20 protein-coding genes, 1 tRNA gene and 1 pseudogene are annotated in these 21,015 nt (G+C 44.7%); 3 read left to right on the forward strand and 19 right to left on the reverse strand.

All coding sequences use genetic code 11. The annotated features are described in order from the left end of the window. Genes pelF through JEQ21_RS04185 form a run of 3 tightly spaced genes read right to left on the reverse strand, consistent with a single transcriptional unit; the run spans position 1 to position 3,474 of the window. Complete coding sequence (gene pelF / locus JEQ21_RS04175; RefSeq protein ID WP_199364124.1) at positions 1 to 1,389, reverse strand: GT4 family glycosyltransferase PelF; 1,389 nt, start codon at positions 1,387 to 1,389, stop codon at positions 1 to 3. Next, positions 1,377 to 3,176: a DUF2194 domain-containing protein gene (locus JEQ21_RS04180; RefSeq protein WP_199364126.1), complete on the reverse strand. Its 1,800-nt coding sequence runs from the start codon at positions 3,174 to 3,176 to the stop codon at positions 1,377 to 1,379. The genes pelF and JEQ21_RS04180 overlap by 13 nt, the downstream gene beginning before the upstream one ends. Continuing rightward, entirely contained in the window at positions 3,163 to 3,474 is a 312-nt protein-coding gene (locus JEQ21_RS04185; protein WP_199364128.1) for a hypothetical protein, read from the reverse strand. The genes JEQ21_RS04180 and JEQ21_RS04185 overlap by 14 nt, the downstream gene beginning before the upstream one ends. A 113-nt stretch (positions 3,475 to 3,587) precedes the next feature. On the opposite strand from JEQ21_RS04185, the gene JEQ21_RS04190 reads away from it, so the two are divergent. The 3 genes from JEQ21_RS04190 (at position 3,588) to def (ending at position 5,189) form a co-directional block, all read left to right on the forward strand. After that, entirely contained in the window at positions 3,588 to 4,244 is a 657-nt protein-coding gene (locus JEQ21_RS04190) for a CPBP family intramembrane glutamic endopeptidase (protein ID WP_199364130.1), read from the forward strand. 68 nt (positions 4,245 to 4,312) lie between these two features. Next, the gene (locus tag JEQ21_RS04195) at positions 4,313 to 4,513 is read left to right on the forward strand and encodes a hypothetical protein (protein WP_196091014.1); all 201 of its coding nucleotides are present in this window, start codon (positions 4,313 to 4,315) and stop codon (positions 4,511 to 4,513) included. Between the two features lie 61 nt (positions 4,514 to 4,574). Beyond that, complete coding sequence (gene def / locus JEQ21_RS04200) at positions 4,575 to 5,189, forward strand: peptide deformylase (RefSeq protein ID WP_199364131.1); 615 nt, start codon at positions 4,575 to 4,577, stop codon at positions 5,187 to 5,189. Between the two features lie 402 nt (positions 5,190 to 5,591). Here def and JEQ21_RS04210 read toward each other — a convergent pair whose 3' ends face one another. The 16 genes and pseudogenes from JEQ21_RS04210 to grpE all read right to left on the reverse strand — a co-directional run bounded on the left by JEQ21_RS04210 (position 5,592) and on the right by grpE (position 21,007). Continuing rightward, on the reverse strand, positions 5,592 to 6,473 hold the full coding sequence (locus tag JEQ21_RS04210) for a class II fructose-bisphosphate aldolase (protein ID WP_199364134.1): 882 nt from the start codon (positions 6,471 to 6,473) through the stop codon (positions 5,592 to 5,594). A 130-nt stretch (positions 6,474 to 6,603) separates the two neighbouring features. Next, positions 6,604 to 6,689, reverse strand: a tRNA-Leu gene (locus JEQ21_RS04215). Positions 6,690 to 6,750: 61 nt separating this feature from the next. Continuing rightward, positions 6,751 to 7,791 (reverse strand): annotated as a pseudogene (locus JEQ21_RS04220) (branched-chain amino acid aminotransferase); the annotation flags it as partial. A 10-nt stretch (positions 7,792 to 7,801) separates the two neighbouring features. Further along, the gene (locus JEQ21_RS04225) at positions 7,802 to 8,860 is read right to left on the reverse strand and encodes a PTS transporter subunit IIC (protein ID WP_199364138.1); all 1,059 of its coding nucleotides are present in this window, start codon (positions 8,858 to 8,860) and stop codon (positions 7,802 to 7,804) included. Between the two features lie 171 nt (positions 8,861 to 9,031). Further along, positions 9,032 to 9,631 carry a flavin reductase family protein gene (locus JEQ21_RS04230; RefSeq protein WP_199364139.1) on the reverse strand — a complete coding sequence of 200 codons (600 nt, stop codon included), beginning with the start codon at positions 9,629 to 9,631 and terminating at the stop codon, positions 9,032 to 9,034. A 38-nt stretch (positions 9,632 to 9,669) separates the two neighbouring features. Then, entirely contained in the window at positions 9,670 to 11,277 is a 1,608-nt protein-coding gene (locus JEQ21_RS04235; RefSeq protein ID WP_196967291.1) for a CTP synthase, read from the reverse strand. Between the two features lie 179 nt (positions 11,278 to 11,456). Then, a complete protein-coding gene (gene rpoE, locus JEQ21_RS04240; protein WP_196092095.1) occupies positions 11,457 to 12,029 on the reverse strand; it encodes a DNA-directed RNA polymerase subunit delta in 573 nt (190 codons plus the stop codon). Between the two features lie 318 nt (positions 12,030 to 12,347). Continuing rightward, positions 12,348 to 13,631: a trigger factor gene (tig, locus tag JEQ21_RS04245; RefSeq protein ID WP_199364141.1), complete on the reverse strand. Its 1,284-nt coding sequence runs from the start codon at positions 13,629 to 13,631 to the stop codon at positions 12,348 to 12,350. Between the two features lie 79 nt (positions 13,632 to 13,710). Next, entirely contained in the window at positions 13,711 to 14,277 is a 567-nt protein-coding gene (locus JEQ21_RS04250) for a TIGR01440 family protein (protein ID WP_199364142.1), read from the reverse strand. Then, a complete protein-coding gene (locus JEQ21_RS04255) occupies positions 14,270 to 14,731 on the reverse strand; it encodes an ECF transporter S component (RefSeq protein WP_199364144.1) in 462 nt (153 codons plus the stop codon). Before JEQ21_RS04255 ends, JEQ21_RS04250 begins: the two co-directional genes overlap by 8 nt. After that, the gene (locus tag JEQ21_RS04260) at positions 14,718 to 15,476 is read right to left on the reverse strand and encodes a bifunctional hydroxymethylpyrimidine kinase/phosphomethylpyrimidine kinase (RefSeq protein WP_199364146.1); all 759 of its coding nucleotides are present in this window, start codon (positions 15,474 to 15,476) and stop codon (positions 14,718 to 14,720) included. The genes JEQ21_RS04255 and JEQ21_RS04260 overlap by 14 nt, the downstream gene beginning before the upstream one ends. Next, complete coding sequence (gene truA, locus JEQ21_RS04265; RefSeq protein WP_199364147.1) at positions 15,448 to 16,221, reverse strand: tRNA pseudouridine(38-40) synthase TruA; 774 nt, start codon at positions 16,219 to 16,221, stop codon at positions 15,448 to 15,450. The genes JEQ21_RS04260 and truA overlap by 29 nt, the downstream gene beginning before the upstream one ends. Before the next feature lie 772 nt (positions 16,222 to 16,993). Next, entirely contained in the window at positions 16,994 to 18,124 is a 1,131-nt protein-coding gene (gene dnaJ, locus JEQ21_RS04270; protein ID WP_196967297.1) for a molecular chaperone DnaJ, read from the reverse strand. An 86-nt stretch (positions 18,125 to 18,210) separates the two neighbouring features. Next, complete coding sequence (gene dnaK / locus JEQ21_RS04275; RefSeq protein WP_196967298.1) at positions 18,211 to 20,028, reverse strand: molecular chaperone DnaK; 1,818 nt, start codon at positions 20,026 to 20,028, stop codon at positions 18,211 to 18,213. Between the two features lie 72 nt (positions 20,029 to 20,100). Next, positions 20,101 to 20,469 (reverse strand): PH domain-containing protein, encoded by a 369-nt coding sequence (locus tag JEQ21_RS04280; protein WP_199364149.1) that lies wholly within the window; start codon positions 20,467 to 20,469, stop codon positions 20,101 to 20,103. A gap of 31 nt (positions 20,470 to 20,500) precedes the next feature. Beyond that, positions 20,501 to 21,007: a nucleotide exchange factor GrpE gene (gene grpE, locus JEQ21_RS04285; protein WP_199364150.1), complete on the reverse strand. Its 507-nt coding sequence runs from the start codon at positions 21,005 to 21,007 to the stop codon at positions 20,501 to 20,503. Positions 21,008 to 21,015 lie beyond the last annotated feature (8 nt).

Genomic DNA, 21,015 nt, shown 5'->3' on the forward strand with positions numbered 1-21,015 from the left:
TTAATCCACCTCATAAATTCTTTGATAGGCTGCCAAAACCTGTTCCTGTTGATAAAGGTCTTGTACCCGTCGCCGACCAGCTTGCCCCATCCGAACTCCCATTTCCGGATCGTCCAAGAACTGTATTACTGCCTGCACAAAACCTTCTCGATCGCCAGGTCTAACACAAATCCCTGCAGCTCCTACTCCTTCTAAATCCTGACACAGGAGTTGACGACAGGACCCCACATCGCTAGCGATACAAGGAACCCCCGCAGCCATAGCCTCCAGCAGAGCCAGGGGCTGACCCTCAGATAAAGACGGTAAAAGTAAACAAGTCCAATTCACTAGATATTCCTGCACGCGGCAATGACCTAAAATTTCCACTCTCGGAATCCGCCAGCGTTCAATAGCAGCCTGACAAACATCCCAGTAGCGAGAATCTTCAACGGCTCCTAAAATGACCAAGGTAACCTCGTAGCCCCTTCGGCAGAGATTGGCATGAATAAACAGAAGTTCCAAGACATTCTTGAGCGGAGTCCAACGCAGAATAGCCCCAATTCGGAGTTTGGTCGCATCCTCTTTTCGTTGGACTTGCCGCCAGTCCTTCCAGTTCAAACCGTTGGGGATAACCTGACACTTGCTTGCGGAACACCCCAATTGAACTTGGTGATTTTGCGCCTGCTTGAAGAGCGTTGTCACGGTTGTCGCCTGCTCATAACTGATTCGCGTCATCTCCCGAAAGAACCACCGGATACAGTCCTTTTGGTCTGAAAGCAGCTGGGGAGTACGACTAAGTACCTCTTCCTTTTCCAAAAGATACAAACCATGTTCCGACAAAACAAAGGGACATTTAGCTCTCCTTGCCATGTAAGCTGCCAGATAACCGGCATACCCCGTCGATAAGGCATGAATACAGCGACAGCTATCTGGCAGATGAGCTTGCGCCAACAAGCCCAAGAGATTCCCAAAGAGGCTCCGCAATTGCCGATAAAGCGGTAAAAAAGCCGCTTTGGGATAAGTGTGTTTAATCCATTGAAAAAGGGTACTAAATACAGAGGGCGTGTGCAGGGCACTTAAAGAACTTGCCAGAGAAGAGCTATCTAAGTCCATCATTTCTACCAACCACTGGCCTGAATCTGGACCTAAGCCCCAACAGGGTCGTGCCATCTCCAAGTCCGCTTCCTCCAAAACCAACTCTTGTATTCCAAGAACGTTTTTGGGCAGGTCATAGACCCAAGATCCACAGGTTTCCTGCCGATCCACAATGGTTATCAGATAGAAGGAGTAAACCTCCATTCCCTGGATAAAATCCTGAATCCAATTAGACAAACCGCCTTTCCGATAGGGATAAGCTGCTTCCACCACCAACACAATAACAGAATTTTTATCCGTGCTTACCGGTCCCATTCAATCCTCACTTTCTCTTCATCCGTCTCTAGCAGATACAGCCGTTTAGCCAATCGTTTGATTTTTCCACCCGTCACGCGCAGGTTCCTTCCTTTATTTTGACGAAAAAGAAAAGAAGAATTCCCTTGAACATGGTCCAACTTCAGTTCCAAAAAATCGCTTCCCTCCTCCACTTGGAGGGTCACGTTCAGGAATGCACCAACCTTGTCTGCAAAACGACCAGCTCCTACAAAATCCAAGTCCGGCACAGCTTTCTGCAAACCTTGCATGGAAGAGCGATAGGACTCCAGTAATTCCTCCCAGGTTTTCCCGTGACTTCGACGATTATCCAAAACATCATCTGGATGGATAAATTGGCTATGAACCAAATGGGTATTAAGCTCTGAAAAGACTGCTAAACGATCAAAATCATCCCAGTCCATCCCTGAAACCAAACGCGGCAAATTCAGTAAATCATCCGATCCTAGATCAAACTCCTGGGCATAAGCCCCGTCACCCGGAAAATAAGTAGAGGCAACCCCTTTTAAATCAGGTAGGGCAGTCGCCAGAACACTACGGCCCTCTCGACTCAAAATATTGGAAGGAGGAACATAAACCACTGGCTTTTGAGCTCCATAGTAAGTGGTAACCAGCTTTTCTAAGGTTTGGAGGGAATCGCGGATAGCCCATTCTTGACTCCAGGGAAGATAGTCCTTGGATCCCGAATGAATCTGCAAAGGTTGATGATTATAGCCATGATAGGCCAACGCTCCCCCTTGTTTCAATAACATTCGCCCCAGCTCCAAGGTTCCAAGTTCAGGCAGAACCAAGGGAAAAGGGGAAGTGACCTGTTCTCCATAGCTAGCCACTATTGCTCCAGTATAAGTCAAGTCTAAGTCTTTTCCTAAAACCTGGATAGCTGGCCACCAAGTCTGAGTCACAAATTGATCAAAGTTCTCTTGTCGATGTTTGGAGAGCTGAACCTTCTCCTGGTCACTGAAAGGAGCTGGAAAATCATCTAGGTAAACAATACCCGCATTTATGACAGGATAGAGGAAAATCGGGTCCATCAAGGACAAACCCAAACCATAAATTGCTCGATAAACTTTGTCATAAATCCCCAAATTCATGACGACTACTTGTCCTTTTCCCGCTTCCTTACTCCAAAGCAATGGTGTCTTCGTTTCAGTATCCCAGACAGGAACCCGACAAGAAGCATCTAAACTGACATCCCAAGCAGAATCAAAAGGATGCGATATCGCAAAAGGGCCAGAACCTCCAATCATCAGATCTTTCTCTAAACTGATAGATGAAACCACCTGATTTCCACTTATTCCAGGCTCAACCCCCAACCATCTTTGAAAACTGGAATCCTCTTCACTAGCCTGAGGCATTCCAATATAGAGATGACCACCCGCCTCTACCCAAGCCTTTAAGGGTTGCTGAAGTTCTTCCTTTTGAAGCAAATCTTCTCCTACATAATAAATGGTTTGATAATCCTCCAAGCTTTCTGGTAAAAATTCATGGGCCAGATCTACAGTCCGAGCTGATTTGCGAAAATCTTTGAGCAAGTGCTCCAGTTCCAACTGGGCTTCCAGGCTACTAGGATTCTTGGAATGATACAAAAGCAAGCCCTCCACCTTTCCCTGTTGCAAGCCCCGTCGATCCTGAATCACTTCCGTTTTCACAAACGGATGCTGCCTGCTCCTTGGTAGAGCTTGATAGGACTGGGCACGATACATCAAAAAGAGGCACATACTGGCCAAAACCAAGAATAGCAGCTGCATTCCCCACCTAAGTTTCTTCATCTAACTCCTCCAATCCTGCTAAAAATCCCGATATTTTATAAAATTCAATTAATTCTTGGTAAACAGAAGTCCCTCCTTTCCCTGCTTCTTCCAGCTGTAGCAACTCGCATTCTAACTGGTAATGCATACTAGCCAAAAAAATGGCCAACTCTTGTCCCAAATCAGCTGGTAAATCTTCCCATTGCTCGCGTAAGTAACAGACGTAGACCCTCGCCTCCTGTGTTGGAGTTTGCTTCAAAAGGAAACTACGCTCCTGCTCATTCGCTTGCTCCCAGGCCTGCCATTTCTTCTGTTCCATCTGCACCTCCTTCTATCTTTCCATTCGTGTTTTGTGTTCAAAAGTAGCTATAAGTTTTTCTTAAGCTGGAAGGAAGATAATGTTTTTAAAAAGGTTACAACAAGGAGGTCCCTATGTTTACAAATCTCAACTGGAAGAATTCCGCACGCCCTCTTGAAGCGACTTGCTGGCTGCTCATCTTTTATGGCAGCAACACCTTAGCCATGAACTACCTCCCCTTCTCGCCACTCTTAGCTTCCTGGTCCTGGCCCTATGCTACGGATATAGTATTGACCTTTGTGGACCTTGTCAGTTTAGGGGGGCTGCTCTGGATTCTCAAAATTCGAGGAATGGGACTCTCTAATTCACAACTAGCCTCAGATCGAAAACAAAAAGTACTCTACAGCCTCCTCACCTTCCTGGTCATCTACGCCAGCGACAAACTCTATAGCCACTTCTTCCCCATTCCCCCTTTGGAAACCCAAGGCTGGGGAAGTTTTCTTGCTCAATTCAGCCTAGCGGTCATCTCCGGCCCCATCTTTGAAGAAGTGCTCTTTCGAGGTCTATTACTGCGTTATGTTTTCCCTAAACAACCAATTTTCGGACTAATCGTCTCCAGTTTTGTCTTTGTCCTCATCCACCCCATCTCTGATTTAAGCGCCTTTTGGTTCTATGGGCTTCCAGGACTGGCTTTAGGAATGCTTTATGGAAAAACAAAAGATATCCGTCTCCCTATTGCGGTTCACATGGCCCTAAACCTGCTTTCTCATATCCAAATCCATTTCTTTTAAAGACTTCCCCCTTTTTGTTAGCATTTCTAGGATAAAAGGGATAGACTAGTCATAAGGAGTAACTGATCATGAGAAGATTTGGACGAACCTATTTTATGCTTTTAAGAATTCTAGTCTATAGCAGTCTTTTTTTCAGTCATTGGGGACTGGCCATAGACTTTCAGGCTGTGTTTTACCTGATTGCTAGCCTCTGCCTTCTATTCGATATCTGGGAAAGTTATCGGGCTTGGGAAAATCGTGGAAAACACCGCACGAAAAAGCCTAACTAATTTTTTCAAAAAATAAAGGCCAATTGTGATATAGTAGAACGAGAAGAAAAAGGAGAATCGCATGTCTGCAATTAAACGATTAACTCGTGCATCACACTTGATTGATATGGATGACATCATTCGCGACGGTCATCCCACCCTCCGCCTAAAAGCGGAGGAAGTAACCTTCCCACTCAGCGATGAAGAGATTATCCTGGGCGAAAAAATGCTTGGTTTTCTGAAAAATTCCCAAGATCCTGTCATGGCTGAAAAAATGGGCCTCCGTGGCGGTGTCGGATTAGCTGCACCTCAACTGGATATCAGCAAACGGATGATTGCTGTTCTAGTACCAAATCCCGAAACTGAAGATGGTGAGCCCCCTAAAGAAGCCTATAGTATGCGTGAAGTACTCTACAATCCTAAAATTGTCTCCCATTCCGTCCAACAAGCAGCCCTCAAAGAAGGCGAAGGCTGCCTATCTGTAGACGAAGACAAACCTGGATATGTAGTCCGCAACTCCCGCATCACAGTTGAGTATTTTGATAAAAACGGAGAAAAACACCGCATCAAACTCAAAGGCTACAATTCCATTGTCGTCCAACATGAAATTGACCACATCAACGGAGTCATGTTTTACGACCGCATCAACATCCAAGAACCCTTCCGCATCGAAGATGGGGTTATTCTACTAGACTAAAAAAACCTGCCGGCGGCAGGTTTTTTTCGATGGAAGATGGAAGCAAAAATCACAAATCTAGAACTATTTTAAATACGGAGAGGACTATGAAAAAATACCAGTACAAACTCTTTCTAGCCTTGCGCTTAATGATCTACTTCAGTTTCTTTCTAAGCCGCCTTACACACCTCTCTCCCCAAATCCTCCTCAACACCCTCGTCAGCTTCTGCCTTATTTATGATATTTGGGATTCTTATCAAAACTGGCGAAAGCTGAAATAAAAAGTAAAAACAAGCATGTTTCTTGATTGCATGCTGGTTTTTGTCAATTATCGAAATTAATAAGTATTCAGAATTTTATCCGCCTGTTTTTCGAATAAAAAGAAAAGACCTGCTCCTAAGAGCAAGTCCCTTCATGATTCGATTAAGCTTTGTTAGCTGAACCAAATACGTCGATACGATCTTCAACTGCACCTTGAACAGCTTTAATACCGTCTGCCAAGAATTTACGTGGGTCGAAGAGTTTTTTCTTATCGTACTCAACTTCGTTTGCATCATAGTTACGTGCAAATTCACGAGTAGCATTTGAGAAAGCGATTTGAGATTCAGTATTCACGTTGATTTTTGCAACACCAAGTTTGATAGCTGCAACAACTTGATCATCAGGAATACCTGAACCACCGTGAAGAACGATTGGGAAACCTGGAACAGCTTCTGCCAATTTTTCTAGGTGATCCAATGCAAGACCTTCCCAGTTTTCTGGGTATGGACCGTGGATGTTACCGATACCAGCTGCCAAGAAGTCGATACCAGTTTCAACCATAGCTTTAGCATCTTCGATTGGTGCCAATTCACCTTTACCGATGATACCATCTTCTTCACCACCAATAGTTCCAACTTCTGCCTCTACAGAGATCCCTTTAGCGTGAGCCAATTTAACAACTTCACGAGCTTTTTCAAGGTTTTCTTCGATTGGAAGGTGTGAACCGTCGAACATTACAGAAGTGTAACCAACTTCGATACACTCAAGAACGTCTTCGTAGTGACCATGGTCAAGGTGGATTGCAACTGGAACAGTGATTCCCATTGACTCAACAAGATTTTCAATCATGTTTTTAGCCAATTTGTAACCACCCATGTATTTTGCTGCTCCCATTGATGTTTGAATCAATACTGGAGCTTGTTTTGCTTCCGCTGCACGCAAGATAGCTTGAGTCCACTCAAGGTTGTTTGTATTAAAACCACCAACTGCGTAACCATTATCGCGAGCTGCTTGAACAAATTTTTCTGCTGAAACGATTGCCATGTAAACGGCCTCCTCTAATTTTTTTGGGGAAATTCCCAATACATTGTTTATTTTATCACGTTTACTGCCAAAATTCTAGCCCTATTCGTATTTTGCAATGAAAAAAAGCTAACCTTTCGGCTAGCTACTTTGCGGAGAGAGGGACTTGAACCCTCACGACCTAAAGCGGTCACAGGATCCTTAGTCCTGCGCGTCTGCCAATTCCGCCATCCCCGCTTGAATACTTAATTAGTATACCAGTCTGGAGATAGCTTGTCAATTGTTTTTTGAAAAAAATTTAGGAAATTTCTACTTTTTGAATCCAGCCTTCTGGTGCCGGACGGTCCCCATATTGTATCCCAACCAACTCATCGTAAAGGGCAGATACTTTTGGACCTGCTTGATCCCCTTCCGTAAAGCGATAGACTGTTTCCCCGGCCGTAATACTTCCGATCGGAGTGATAACCGCTGCTGTACCACAAGCCCCAGCCTCAACAAACTGATCCAAGCGATCAACGTAGACGTCTCCTTCTTCCACGGTCATTCCGAAACGATGTTCCGCCAAGTAAAGGATAGAATATTTGGTGATTGATGGCAAGATAGAAGGTGATTGAGGGGTGAGAAGATGATTGTCAGCTGTAATTCCAAAGAAGTTAGCAGCTCCTACCTCTTCAATCTTGGAATGGGTTTCTGGATCTAGGTAGATAGCATCCGTATAGCCAGCCTCTTTGGCTAATTTTCCTGGTTGAAGACTAGCTGCATAGTTTCCGGCTACTTTTTGAGATCCGGTTCCACGAGGCGCAGCACGGTCATAATCACTAATCACAAAGTTCCCCGGTTGCAAACCACCCTTAAAATAAGCTCCCACTGGCATGACAAAGATAGAGAAGATATACTCGCTGGCTGGAGCAACCCCAATACCATCACCAACCCCGAACATGACAGGGCGAATGTAAAGGGAAGCTCCCTTGCCGTAGGGTGGTACCCAGTCTGAGTTGGCTGCCACAACCTGGTGGACCGCTTGAACAAATTTGTCTTCTGGAAATGCCGGCATCAGCACCTTCTCAGCTGAGCGGTTCAATCGCTTGGCATTTTGATCGGGACGAAAGAGTTGGATGGACCCATCTTTGGTGCGATAGGCCTTTAACCCTTCGAAGCAAGTTTGGCCGTAATGCAATACATTAGAAGCTTCACTGATGGTCACCATTTTATCCGTTTCAATTCCACCTTCAGACCAGGCACCATCTTTATAATAAGCGCGATAGCGTTTTCCCGTATCGATATAGGCGAAGCCAAGATTATCCCAATCCATTGTTTCTGGTGTTAATTTTGTCATATTCTCTCTCCTATTAACGTGTTACTTCAAATTTAAAGATTTCAGGTGAGTACAATTTCAATACCTTTGTAAATAGCCAGTGAAGTGCATAGGCACTTGCAAAAGGAACCACAATCCAAACCACAAGCATCATCGGCAAACCAAGGCTTGGTAAGGATGCGATAGGACCGATAAGGCCAACAAGTCCAAAACCACCGGATGCGGGAGTTCCAGTTACATTCACGAGGGCAACCGGGATGGCGCTAACCACCGCATTGGCCAAAAAGGCGACGGCCATGATTGGGCGACGGAAGAAGTTGGGCATCATCATCTTCATGGAGCCAAGAGCAATCGCCAGGGTAACACCAGGACGATTGACTTTCCAAGAGGAAACAACTAGGACTGCTGTTGTAGCGGCAACCCCCATGGCAGAGGCGCCAGCTGCCACTCCATCCAGACCAATAGCCAAAGAAAGGGCTACAGTCGAAAGTGGAGAGACAATAAAGAGGGAAAAGGACATGCCAATCAAGATACTCATTGGCAGAGGTGCCAACTCAGTAAAGCCATTGACCAATTGACCAGCTGCTTGGGTAACTGCGCTCACATAGGGAAGCGTCAAAACACCTACAAAACCGGCTCCTAGACCAACCAGGATCGGAAGGAGAATCAGCGTTAAGGAACCCAAACGATTCCCAAGCGCCCGAATGAACAAGACAGCAACTGCTGCAGTCAGCATGGTATTCAACATATCCCCAACACCTACCAACTGGGTAGTAGCAACACCATCAACTGGCACTACCCGCCAAGCTCCAGAGCCAAGAAAAGCTGCGCCACCCACGGTTACCGCCTGCATGGGGTTCATCTGAAACTGTAAGGCAATCAAAACACCTGCCATTAAAGGCAAGCCATACTGGAAAACACGGGCAGCTGCTGCTAGCGGTTCCAGGGCGGTCCAACCACTGCCAATTAAATATTTGAAAATTTCACTAAGAACGGCATTGGGAATGAGGGCCACGATAACAGCCAAGGCTGTACCCGTTAATACGGCATTAATAAATGCCCAGCCAGTCATAGGTTGTTTCGATTCTGTCATAAAGACCTCCTACACATTTCAGAGAATTCTGAATATTTTTTATTTATTTTAGTTAATTTCCAGAAAATTGGCAAGAGGTTTTTTGAAAATTTTTCCAAAAAATTAAAAATCAAGGTCCAGAAATACTTAAAAGAGGTCAGGATTCGCCTCCCAACCTCAGACATGCTTTATTTACTTAAAAGGGTCTCTTAATTGAAAACCACTTCCGGTCTGGTAAAATTGTCCGCCTGCTACATAGTGAACAGGGCGATTTTCTGGTTCGACCTGATCCAAGTGCCAGCGTCCATCATGAAAAACGGAATCATCAGCCCAAGCGGCTACAATTCGACCTAAGAATAAATCATAAATATCTTGGTTGCGCTGTTCTGGAATAATTTCACAGACTACCCAGGCCAGGCAGTCTTCCAACAAGGGATATCCTTTTCCACTTGGATCAAAGAAAGACAACTGATCTACCTTCTCTTCATGAACATGACGACTTTTGGCAAGGTCAACAATTAAATCAGCTTGGGAAGCGCGTGGAATTTGTAATACAAAGTAGCCACTTTCTTCCATAACTTTTCGAGTATAATTTTCAGAATCCATAACCAGACTTAAAATATCTGTATCAACGGTTCCGACCCAACCTGCAGGCATTATATTTTTATCAGTAGCAGTCGCACTGGACACAAAGGTTACAGACGACAGGGCTAAAATACGGTGTGCTTTTTCTAGGGGGACTTCCCGAATCATATTTTTATCTCCAATGTGGAAAGAACTGGCTGTATCCAACCAGTTCTTCCTCTATGATTTTTATTTTTAGTATTTTTCTATTTTGCATTTTCAACCGCAGCCGTCACAAAGTCTTTATAGAGACCATCTGGACGGTTTGGACGGCTAGAGAGTTCTGGGTGGTATTGGCAAGCCACAAAGAATTTCTTATCTGGCAATTCAACAATCTCAGCTAGACGGTTGTCTGGGGAAACACCAGAAAAGACAAAACCAGCATCTTCAAATTCTTTGCGATAGGTATTGTTAAACTCATAGCGGTGACGGTGACGGCGTTGCACCACTTCTTGATTGTCGTAGGCTGCTGCAGCCTTGCTTCCAGGTTTCAATTTGGCTGGATAGAGGCCGAGACGAAGGGTTCCCCCCATATCTTCAACGTCTACCTGATCACGCATCAAATCGATAACTGGGTACTTGGTTTCTGAATTTAGTTCTGCAGAGTTGGCGTCAGCCATATTCAATACGTGACGGGCATATTCCACACAGGTCAACTGCATACCCAAGCAAACCCCAAGCATTGGGACATCATTTTCACGCGCATAGCGAATCGCTTGAATTTTACCTTCCGTACCACGCTGACCAAAGCCACCAGGAACAATGATACCGTCTGCTGCGGACAAAAGCTCTTCCACATTCTCAGCGGTCACATCGTTGGCGTTGATCCAGTCGATTTTCACTTCTGCATCATTTGAATAACCGGCATGCTTAAGCGCTTCTACAACAGAGATATAGGCATCTTGAAGCTCAACGTATTTCCCAACAAGGGCGATTTTCACCTGTTTCTTCAAGTTCATAACCTTATCAACCATAGCGGACCATTCGGTCATATCCGCTGCAGGCGCGTCAATCTTCAAGTGGTCACAAACAATTTGATCCATATTTTGGGCTTGAAGGTTGAGTGGAATTTGATAAAGGTGTTCAACATCCAAAGATTCAATAACCGCTTCTGGCTGTACATCACAGAACTGGGCTAGTTTGTTCTTGATTCCTTGACCAACCGGCTCTTCTGTACGGATCACCAACATGTTCGGTTGGATCCCCAAACCACGCAATTCTTTTACCGAATGTTGAGTCGGCTTGGTTTTCATTTCCCCTGCTGCTTTCAAATAAGGAAGAAGGGTTGTGTGGATATACATCACATTGTCTGAGCCAACGTCAGCCTTCATTTGACGAAGGGCCTCAAGGAAAGGCAAGCTCTCAATGTCTCCTACTGTTCCTCCGACTTCTGTGATAATCACATCAGAATCTGTGGTCAAAGCGGCCCGTTTGATTTTCTCCTTCAAAGCATCTGTGATATGAGGGATAACCTGCACAGTCGCTCCCAAATACTCACCCCGACGTTCTTTACGAAGGACTTCGCTATAAATTTTACCAGTAGTTACGTTGGAATACTTGTTCAGGTTAATATCAATAAAACGCTCATAGTGACCTAAGTCCAAGTCCGTCTCTGCACCATCGTCGGTCACAAAAACTTCCCCGTGTTGGTAGGGACTCATGGTACCCGGGTCAATATTGATATAAGGGTCAAATTTTTGGATGGTTACTTTAAGTCCACGGTTTTTCAAAAGCCGGCCTAAACTAGCAGCTACAATCCCTTTTCCGATCGAGCTAACAACCCCACCTGTTACAAAAATGTACTTTGTTGTCATGATTACTCCTTCATATTCTAGATAACTTCAAAATCAAAATAGGGAGGGAGACGGAACAACAAATCATTGGTCGGTCGTCTTCCACTCCCCTTACCTCACACTTAACAAGATTCCTTTTTAAAAATGGAACCTAAGCTGGACGCATGGTTTTGGAAAAGAATGCAAACAGAAAGGGAAGATTAGTCCTCTGAATCGTCATCCTCATCATCTGTTTCATCCACTTCAACATCGTCACCCAATTCTTCTGGTGCGATTTCGTTGATTTCAGCATCATAAGCTTCTGCTTCGTTCTTCTCATCATCTGGATTCTCATCATAGCTCATAGAATCCTCATCTTGCGCAAAGTTATCCTCGTCTTCTGGATCATCATCGCTGTAGTCGATGGTATCACTGTCACTGGCAATAAAGGCATTGACACGTTTTTTCTTACGTTGTTTTGGTGCTTCTTCATCGTCATTTTCTTCCAAGGCAATGATTTCTTCGTCAACTTCATCCACAGCGTACCAAGAACGAAGGCCCCACTTGTTATCACCAAGGGAGATAAAACTACCGTCGACGTTTAGTTCGGTGTAAAAAAGAGGAAGAGCTTCGCGAATCTCGCTATTGCTTTTCTCCAAATACTCTTGAATTTCATTGACTAGGTCACTAAAGTACATTTCATGATCGCGTCCACGACCTTCTAAGATGGCACGCGCCACTTCGATCATGGAAAGTTCACTTTTTTCCTGTCCAGCAAATACTTCTAATTCCAAAGTCGTTCTCCTTTTTTGTCATTCTCTTTATTGTACGCTATTTTTGAAGATTCGTCAAAAAAGAAAAGAGGCTGGACACCAGGCCAGTCCCTTTTCAGGATGCGGAAAATTATTTCGCATCCTTTATTTTAATTTGTTTAAGTACTCAAACGTAGTCGTTGATTGGTATCTTTGTTCGTCATTTGACTCCGAAGATAACCTAATCAACTTTGCAGGGGTGAGAGTGAAACGGTTTGGGGAGAAACCATTTCAGCTTACAATTTGAAAGAAAGATTTGTAACGAACTAAATTTTTAAAAATTTAGTGCTGTCTCGCTCCCTATTTTACTTTTGCTGTTGAAGTGATCAATTCAACAGCTTTTTTAACAGTGATGTCGTGTTTCAACATGTCTGTTGAAAGAAGGTTGCGTACTTGGTCTGCTTCCATGCTGTAAGCTGCTGCCAAGTCTTCGATTTCTTTGTTAATTTCATCTTCGCTTGCATCGAATCCTTCTGCCTTAGCAATAGCTTCGATAACAAGGTTTGTTTTCGTACGGCTTTCTGCCTCTGCTTCGTATTGTTTGTGCAGGTCGTCTTCGGTTGTACCAGTGATTTGGAAGTACATTTCTGGTGAGATTCCTTGACGTTTCATATTTCCAAGGAATTCATTCATTGAACGGTGTACTTCTTCATGAACCATTTCTGATGGAAGGTCAACAATTTCAGCGTTTTCTACAGCTTTTTCGATAGCTGCTGTTTCAACAGCTTCTTTGTAAGCTTCTTCTTTGGCTGCTGCCATTTCTTTGCTGTATTTTTCTTTCAATTCAGCAAGAGTTTCAACTTCTTCGTCGATGTCTTTCGCAAGCTCGTCGTCAAGGGCAGGTACTTCTTTCCCTTTAACTTCATGAACAGTTGTTTCAAATTTCGCAGCTTTACCAGCCAAGTCTGCTGCTTGGTAATCTTCTGGGAAGGTTACTTCAACAGTCACAGTTTCACCTGGTTTTGCACCAACCAATTGGTCTTCGAAGCCTGGGATGAAGGATCCGCTACCAAGTTCAAGTGGGTAGTTTTCACCTTTGCCGCCGTCAAATTCAACACCGTCAACAGAACCTACAAAGTCAATCACAACTGTATCACCTTCAACAGCCGCATCTTCTTTGATCACCAATTCTGCCAAGTTGTTGCGCTCACGCTCGACACGTGCATCCACTTCTTCTGCAGATACTTCTTTATCCGCTTCAACCGATACTTCTAGGTTTTTGTAGTCGCCCAATTTTACTTCAGGTTTTGTAACAACTGCTGCAGAAATAGTCCAATCTTGACCTTTTTCCATTGAAACAATGTCAAATTCAGGTTGTGCAACAACCTCAACTCCTGCTTCCTTAACAGCTGCTTCATAAGCTGCTGGTAGAAGGGCATTCAAGGTATCTTGGTAAAGAGCTTCTTCACCAAAACGTTGGTTGAAAACGGCACGTGGAAGGTGACCTTTACGGAAACCTGGAACGTTCAATGAACCTTTCACACGGTTAAAAGTACGGTCTAACTCAGGCTTAATCACATCTTGAGCGATTGTGAATGTAAGCAATCCACGGTTTGTTTCTTTGTTTTCAAATTTCACAGACATGTAGTCTACTCCTTAAAATCTTTAATCTGTATTATTTTATCACAAGTAAGGGTTAACTTCAATGATTTTAGAGGGCTTTCTAAAATTTCCGAATCGGGTCTGGGGCATACTCAGCTCGAGCTCCGCCAATCAATTTCGGACGACTGGCAAGAGCTGTGACATGGGCCCCTCCCAGTTCACGTTTGGCGAGACGGACAGGCACTTGAACATGCTTCACATGCATCCCAATTGCGGTATCCCCAATATCTAAGCCTAGATCAGCAGTAATAAATTCCACAACTACGGGATCCTCGAAAATTTCCATAGCCGCCACTTGTCCACTACCACCGGCATGGCGAGTGGGAATCACTTGAACAATCTCCCAGCCCCGAGTTAAAGCCACGGAACGTTCCACAACTAAAGCACGATTCACATGCTCACAACCTTGAACAGCTAGGAAGATCCTCTGCTCTTTTAGAAAATGGTAGAGGGCCGAAACCAGACCACGGCCAACCTCCAAACTGGAATTGCGACCGATAAAACCTCCAACCACCTCACTGGTTGACAAACCCAGAACAAAAATAGAATCCGCAGGCGTCTGAGCCCGCTCTACAAGTTCTTGCGCCAAGGCTACTACATCAACTTTTAGTTCTTCCAAATCAGACATGGCTCCTCCTTAAAAGTTTGACCAAGATTTGGGCTAGCAGAAAACCCAAAAAACTCTGGATAAAGTTGGGAATCATTTCCGGTAAAGCTGCAGCTGGGCTATACATCAAACTAGAGGCTCCAGCATAGACAGCTACCATAAAGAGACTTGATAGCAGGCCCGACAACCAGCGAGATGGAATCAGCCCCTGCGCCAAACGACCTTGTCCTCCGTGAGCTAGGAGACTAAACAGACTCCACTGGGGATAGCCCAGTAAGAGGTCTAAGAGAAAACCTCCCAAACCACCAACTACGGCTCCTTGACGACCACCCAAATAAAAGGCAGCTGTATAAACTCCCACATCTAACAAGGAAACAAAACCCGTAGCAGTGGGCAACTTGAGATAGCCTAAAACAACAGTGACTGCGATAAAAACAGCCGTTTGACTCCAGTATTTTACATTAGTTGACTGCATACGGACTAATCCCCCATTCATCGGCAGCCGCTATCGCTGCCGTCACAAACTGCTTGGCTAGGTGACTGGCTTGAACCATATCCTGACCTAGCCCCAAATAAGTTGCCAGACTTGAAGCTAGGACACACCCACTCCCATTCATCGTCCCTTGGGCCTGAGGGGCTTCCAAGTAAAAACCAGACTCCCCTGTCCAAACAAAATCCAGTGCCACAGCGCCAGGTAAACGAGCCCCCGCTTTTAGATAGACAGCCGTCCCGAACTGACGGGCTAATTCCTCGGCCCCTGCTTGCAGGTCAACCTGGTCAATCAAATCCCTCCCCAACAGCAACTCTGCTTCCCGAAGATTGGGAGTCATGACCTGGCTAAGGGCCGCTATTTTTTGAAAAACGCTAGCCCATTGTCCCAGTACTTGGTCCTTCTTTTCTTTTAAAACCAAAACAGGATCAAAAACAATGGGGACCTGCGCCCTATTTTTGAGCCAATGATAGACCACTTCAGCGTGCTCAGGACTTGGCAAGAGACCAATTTTTATGGCTTCGAACGGAACAGCATCCAGACTGGTCAATTGCTGCTCCAACTGAAGTGGTGTCAGAGGCTGAACTTGAAATTCATCTTCAACTATCGCCGTTACACACGTTACAGCCGCGAAGCCCTTGGCTCCAAGCTGGGTAATCGTGGCTAAATCCGCTTGCAGACCGCCACCTGAAAAGATATCGCTACCGGCTATGGTTAGGATCTTGGTCATAATGAATCTCCTTGAGATAAAGGCCCTGAGGGGCTGCAGTTGGGCCAGCCAGCTGGCGATCCCGTTTCTCCAGAATCAGAGAGACCTGCTCCACCGGCATGCGGCCATTACCAATCTTGAGCAAGGTGCCGACCATATTGCGAATCTGCTTATAGAGAAAACCATTTCCCGAGAAGGTAAAGCGAAGCAAATGCTGCGCTTCATTAACTTCCAAATTCACAGCTGTGATCGTCCGAACCTTGTTTTCTACAGATGTCCCTGACGCCGTGAACCCCGTGAAATCATGCGTCCCTTTAAGGAATTGCATCGCTTCTCTCATTTTTTCGAAATCCAATGGGTAAGGGAAAGGCGTTGCTTGATAGCGCATGAGGGGATTCTTGGGCCGACCGTAGTCTACCAAGAACTCATAGGTTTTGTGATGAGGCCAATAGCGAGCATGGAAATCGTCTGACATCAACTCCACCAACCGAACGGAAATATCCTCTGCACTCTGGGTATCCAGCGCAAAACGCAATTTTTCCACATCCCGCTTCCCCGGTAAATCAAAATGCACCACTTGACCAAAAGCATGGACACCAGAATCCGTACGCCCCGCCCCGTGGACCTGAACCTCTTGCCCACTAGCCAACCGCGTCAAGGTCTTTTCCAATTCCTCCTGCACCGTCCGTGCCTGAGGTTGACGCTGAAAACCAGCAAAATCCTTGCCATCATAAGCAATCACAGCCTTGTATCTGTATTTTTCCATGTCCCTATTTTAACAGGAATGCCTTAACAGAACAAGGCAGAGAGCAGAGAGCGAAAAAAAGAGGCTGGGTTCAAGCCCCAGCCTCAATCGTTTTTTATCAGACTAGATGAGTTCTCCGAAGGAATCTTATACTCATTACATTTCAAAATCTGAATGTGTTAATCCTCTTCGCCGAACGTATTGATTGCGTGCATTGCACGCTTATTGATAAGATTCAACAGGTCTCCCAGACCTGTTGAACTGTCTTCATCGGATTGATGGCAAGCGACGCTTGCTTCATTACCTATAAATTTTAATCCAATTCCTGGATTAAAATTCGTTTCAGATTTCGAACTGTTTCGAGTATTATAAGTTGCGAACTGCGTTCGCTCTTTTTGTCGCCTTAAAAATGGTCACAACGGACCTTTTTTAAGGCTCCTTACAGACTAGATTCCTTCTTTGAAGGAATCTTATACTCATTACATTTCAAAATCTGAATGTGTTAATCCTCTTCGCCGAACGTATTGATTGCGTGCTTTGCACGCTTTATTGATAAGATTCAACAGGTCTCCCAGACCTGTTGAACTATCTTCATCGGATTGATGGCAAGCGACGCTTGCTTCATTACCTATAAATTTTAATCCAATTCCTGGATTAAAATTCGTTTCAGATTTCGAACTGTTTCGAGTATTATAGGTTGCGAACTGCGTTCACTCTTTTTGTCGCCTTAAAAATGGTCACAACGGACCTTTTTTAAGGCTCCTTACAGACTAGATTCCTTCTTTGAAGGAATCTAGTCTGCATCAAACATTTTTTCAAAGAAGTTCTTTTTCTTCGGTTTGACTTTGAGGTCACCTGCGTTGGCAAAGTCCATCAGGGCTTTACGTTGGTTGTCGTTGAGATCAGTTGGGGTGTCAACAACGATGGTGACATATTGGTCTCCTTGGGCTCCGCCACGGAGGCTTGGCGCACCTTTTCCACGGAGGCGGAATCGTTTACCGGCTTGGGTTCCTTCTGGAATGGTTAGTTCAACATCGCCATGAACGGTTGGGACATCAACGGTATCCCCCAAAGCTGCCTGCACAAAGTTTAGATGCAGACTGTAGTGGATTGTTGTTCCATCTCGTTCAAATTTGTCAGAAGCCGCAACTTGGATAACTACAAAGAGGTCTCCATATGGTCCACCGTTATAGCCCGCTTCACCTTGTCCTGATAAACGGATTTGTTGATCGGTTTCGACACCAGCTGGTACACGAACCTCAACCGTATGGGCTTGATTTTCACGACCAGTTCCATGGCAGGTAGTACATGGGTCCTTAATTTCTTGTCCACTTCCATGACAGACATCACAAGTTACCTGACGACGCATCATGCCAAGCGGAGTTTGGGTATCCACGTTGATAACACCAGCTCCTCCACAGCGGCTACATTTCACAGGACTTGTACCTGGTTTAGCACCAGACCCATCACAAGTATGACAGGAAGACTCCCGATTATACTTGATTTCCTTGGTAACGCCAAAAACAGCTTCCTCAAAGGTCAATTTCACACGGTATTGAAGATCATTCCCCTGGCGTGGTGCATTCGGATTACGGCTACCACCGCCCATGCCGCCACCAAAGAAGCTTGAAAAAATATCTTCAAAGCCACCAAAGCCTGCACCATCGAAACCAGAGAATCCTTGACCTCCACCGAAGCCCCCATTAGCACCCGCTGCTCCAAATTGGTCATACGAAGCCCGTTTTTGCTCATCTCCTAGAGTCTCATAAGCTTCCTGGATGTCCTTATATTTTTGTTCCGCCCCATCCTCTTTATTAATATCTGGGTGGTACTTTTTAGACAACTTCCGATAAGCCTTTTTGATCTCATCCTGAGAAGCAGATTTGGAGACCCCTAGACGCTCATAAAATTCTGTATTGTTCAATTCCCTTACCTCTCACTAACTTGCTGACCCTAGCCAAAAACAGAGGTTGGGCAAACAACCTCTGTTTCAGTAACAGCCTCGCTATCTTACTTTTCAGTAAATTCACCGTCTACAACGTCGTCGCCTTGGGCTGCGTTTGTTGCGCCTTCAGCTCCTGCTTGGGCTTGTTGAGCAGCTGCTGCTTGCTCATACAATTTTACTGCTAGGGCCTGAGCTTTTTCGTTGAGAGCTTCCAATTTCGCTTTCATGTCGTCCAAATTGTTGGCTTCTTGTGCTGCTTTCAATTCGTCCAAAGCAGTTTGTGCTTCCGCACGCTCTGCTTCAAATTGACCTTCTGTGTCTTTCAAGGTTTTTTCAGTTGCGAAAATGGCTTGGTCAACTTCATTACGGAGGTCAACTTCTTCTTTCCGTTTCTTGTCTGCCTCTGCGTTAGCTTCTGCATCTTTCATCATGCGATCGATTTCTTCATCAGTCAAGCCTGAGTTGGACTGGATCACAATGGTTTGTTCTTTTTGAGTACCAAGGTCTTTCGCTTTAACAGAAACGATACCGTTTTTATCGATGTCAAAGGTTACTTCGATTTGAGGGATACCACGAGGTGCTGCAGGGATATCTGTCAATTGGAAACGTCCAAGCGTTTTGTTATCCGCAGCCATTGGGCGTTCCCCTTGAAGAACATGGATATCTACGGCTGGTTGGTTGTCTGCTGCAGTTGAGAAGACTTGTGATTTAGAAGTTGGGATTGTTGTGTTGCGTTCAATCAAGGTTGTGAAGACACCACCCATGGTTTCGATACCGAGTGACAATGGAGTAACATCAAGAAGAACAACATCTTTCACGTCACCAGTGATCACACCACCCTGGATCGCAGCACCCATCGCAACAACTTCGTCAGGGTTAACAGATTTGTTTGGTTCTTTACCAGTTTCAGCCTTAACAGCTTCCACAACTGCTGGGATACGTGTAGATCCACCAACAAGGATCACTTCATCGATTTCAGAAAGAGATAGACCTGCATCTGAAAGGGCACGACGAACGGGTTCTTTTGTACGTTCTACCAAGTCACGTGTCAAGTCATCAAATTTCGCACGAGTCAAAGTCATTTCCAAGTGAAGTGGTCCTGCTTCTCCAGCTGTGATAAATGGCAAGCTGATTTGAGTAGAAGTCACACCTGAAAGATCTTTCTTAGCTTTTTCAGCTGCATCTTTCAACCGTTGCAAGGCCATTTTATCTTGGCTCAAGTCAATGCCGTTTTCTTTCTTGAATTCTTCAACCATGTGGTCGATAATCTTCTGGTCGAAATCGTCACCACCAAGTTTGTTATCTCCGGCTGTTGACAATACATCGAAGACACCGTCACCCAATTCAAGGATGGATACGTCGAAGGTACCTCCACCAAGGTCAAAGACAAGGATTTTTTCTTCTTTGTCTGTTTTATCCAAACCGTATGCAAGCGCAGCCGCAGTTGGCTCGTTGACAATACGTTCTACTTCAAGACCTGCAATTTTACCTGCATCTTTAGTTGCTTGACGTTGAGCATCGTTAAAGTAAGCTGGAACAGTGATAACGGCTTTGGTTACTTTTTCACCAAGATACTCTTCCGCATAACCTTTCAAGTATTGAAGGATCATAGCTGAGATTTCTTGTGGAGTGTAGTCTTTTCCGTTAGCAGAAACTTTTTCAGAAGTTCCCATTTTGGATTTAATGGAAATGATGGTATCTGGGTTGGTTACCGCTTGGCGTTTTGCGGCATCACCAACGATAATTTCACCGTTTTTGAAGGAAACAACAGATGGAGTTGTACGGTTTCCTTCTGGGTTTGCGATGATTTTTGGCTCAGTTCCTTCAAGAACTGCTACTGCTGAGTTTGTTGTACCTAAGTCAATACCAATAATTTTAGACATATGTATTACCTCTTTTGTTTTTTTCTTCTCTATCGTTACTAGTTTAATGACATTTCGGTCAAGAAAGTGAACTTATAAAAGAATTTCTGACAATAAATTATCAAACTTCCTAATATCAATCCCTTTCTTCAAATTAATTTTGATCTGTCCCGCCCTTGTCCACAATTGAACTTCAGAGTTAAGATCAAATGTTCCAGCATTTTCAGTCGACCACATATCAATCGACTTATAGGGCAATGAATAAACTTCCACCTTTTTACCAGTAAGACCCTGTGCATCTCTTACAATCAATCTTTTATTGGTAAAAATTGCAAAATCGCGAATCGTTTTATAGGCGGCAACTGCTTCTTCACCAACAATTAACATTGACCTGACATCTTCCGGAACAGGAGATTCACTAGTAAATGTCCATCCAGTAGCTAAAGTTGAAATTTCAGACATATTCCCCTACCTTCTATTTCTAATAATTAGATCAGCTATAGACAACGACCATTGCTGGACGTAAAATACGGTCATGCAATTTATAGCCTTTTTGGAAGACTTGAGCGATGGTGTCCGCTGGGTGGTCTTCGTCGGCTGGTTGGGTTTGAATGGCCATGTGGAAGTTGGGATCAAAGTCGCCAGAGGCGTCAATTTCTTCGATTCCTTCTTCTTTCAAGGCGTGGATGAGGCTTTCTTGAACCATTTCCAAGCCTTTTTTCACATCGTCTGTCAAGCCTTCAACGGCCAAGGCGCGTTCAAGGTTGTCTAGAGAAGGTAAGATCGCTTTCCCTAGGTCTTGGCTGCGGTATTTTTGCAATAATTGGCGTTCTTCTTGTCCGCGGCGTTGGATGTTTTGCATCTCGGCCACAGCCCGCAGGTGTTTATTTTCAAGTTCGTCAATCTTGGCTTGGGCCAATTCGAGTTCAGATGGCTCAGCTGTTTCTTCTGTTACTTCTTCCATTTCTTGTTCAAGTTCTTCTTTGATTTCTTCAGACACAAGAATCC

The sequence above is a fragment of the Streptococcus sp. 121 genome (assembly GCF_016458205.1).
In the GTDB taxonomy this organism is placed as follows: Bacteria; Bacillota; Bacilli; order Lactobacillales; family Streptococcaceae; genus Streptococcus.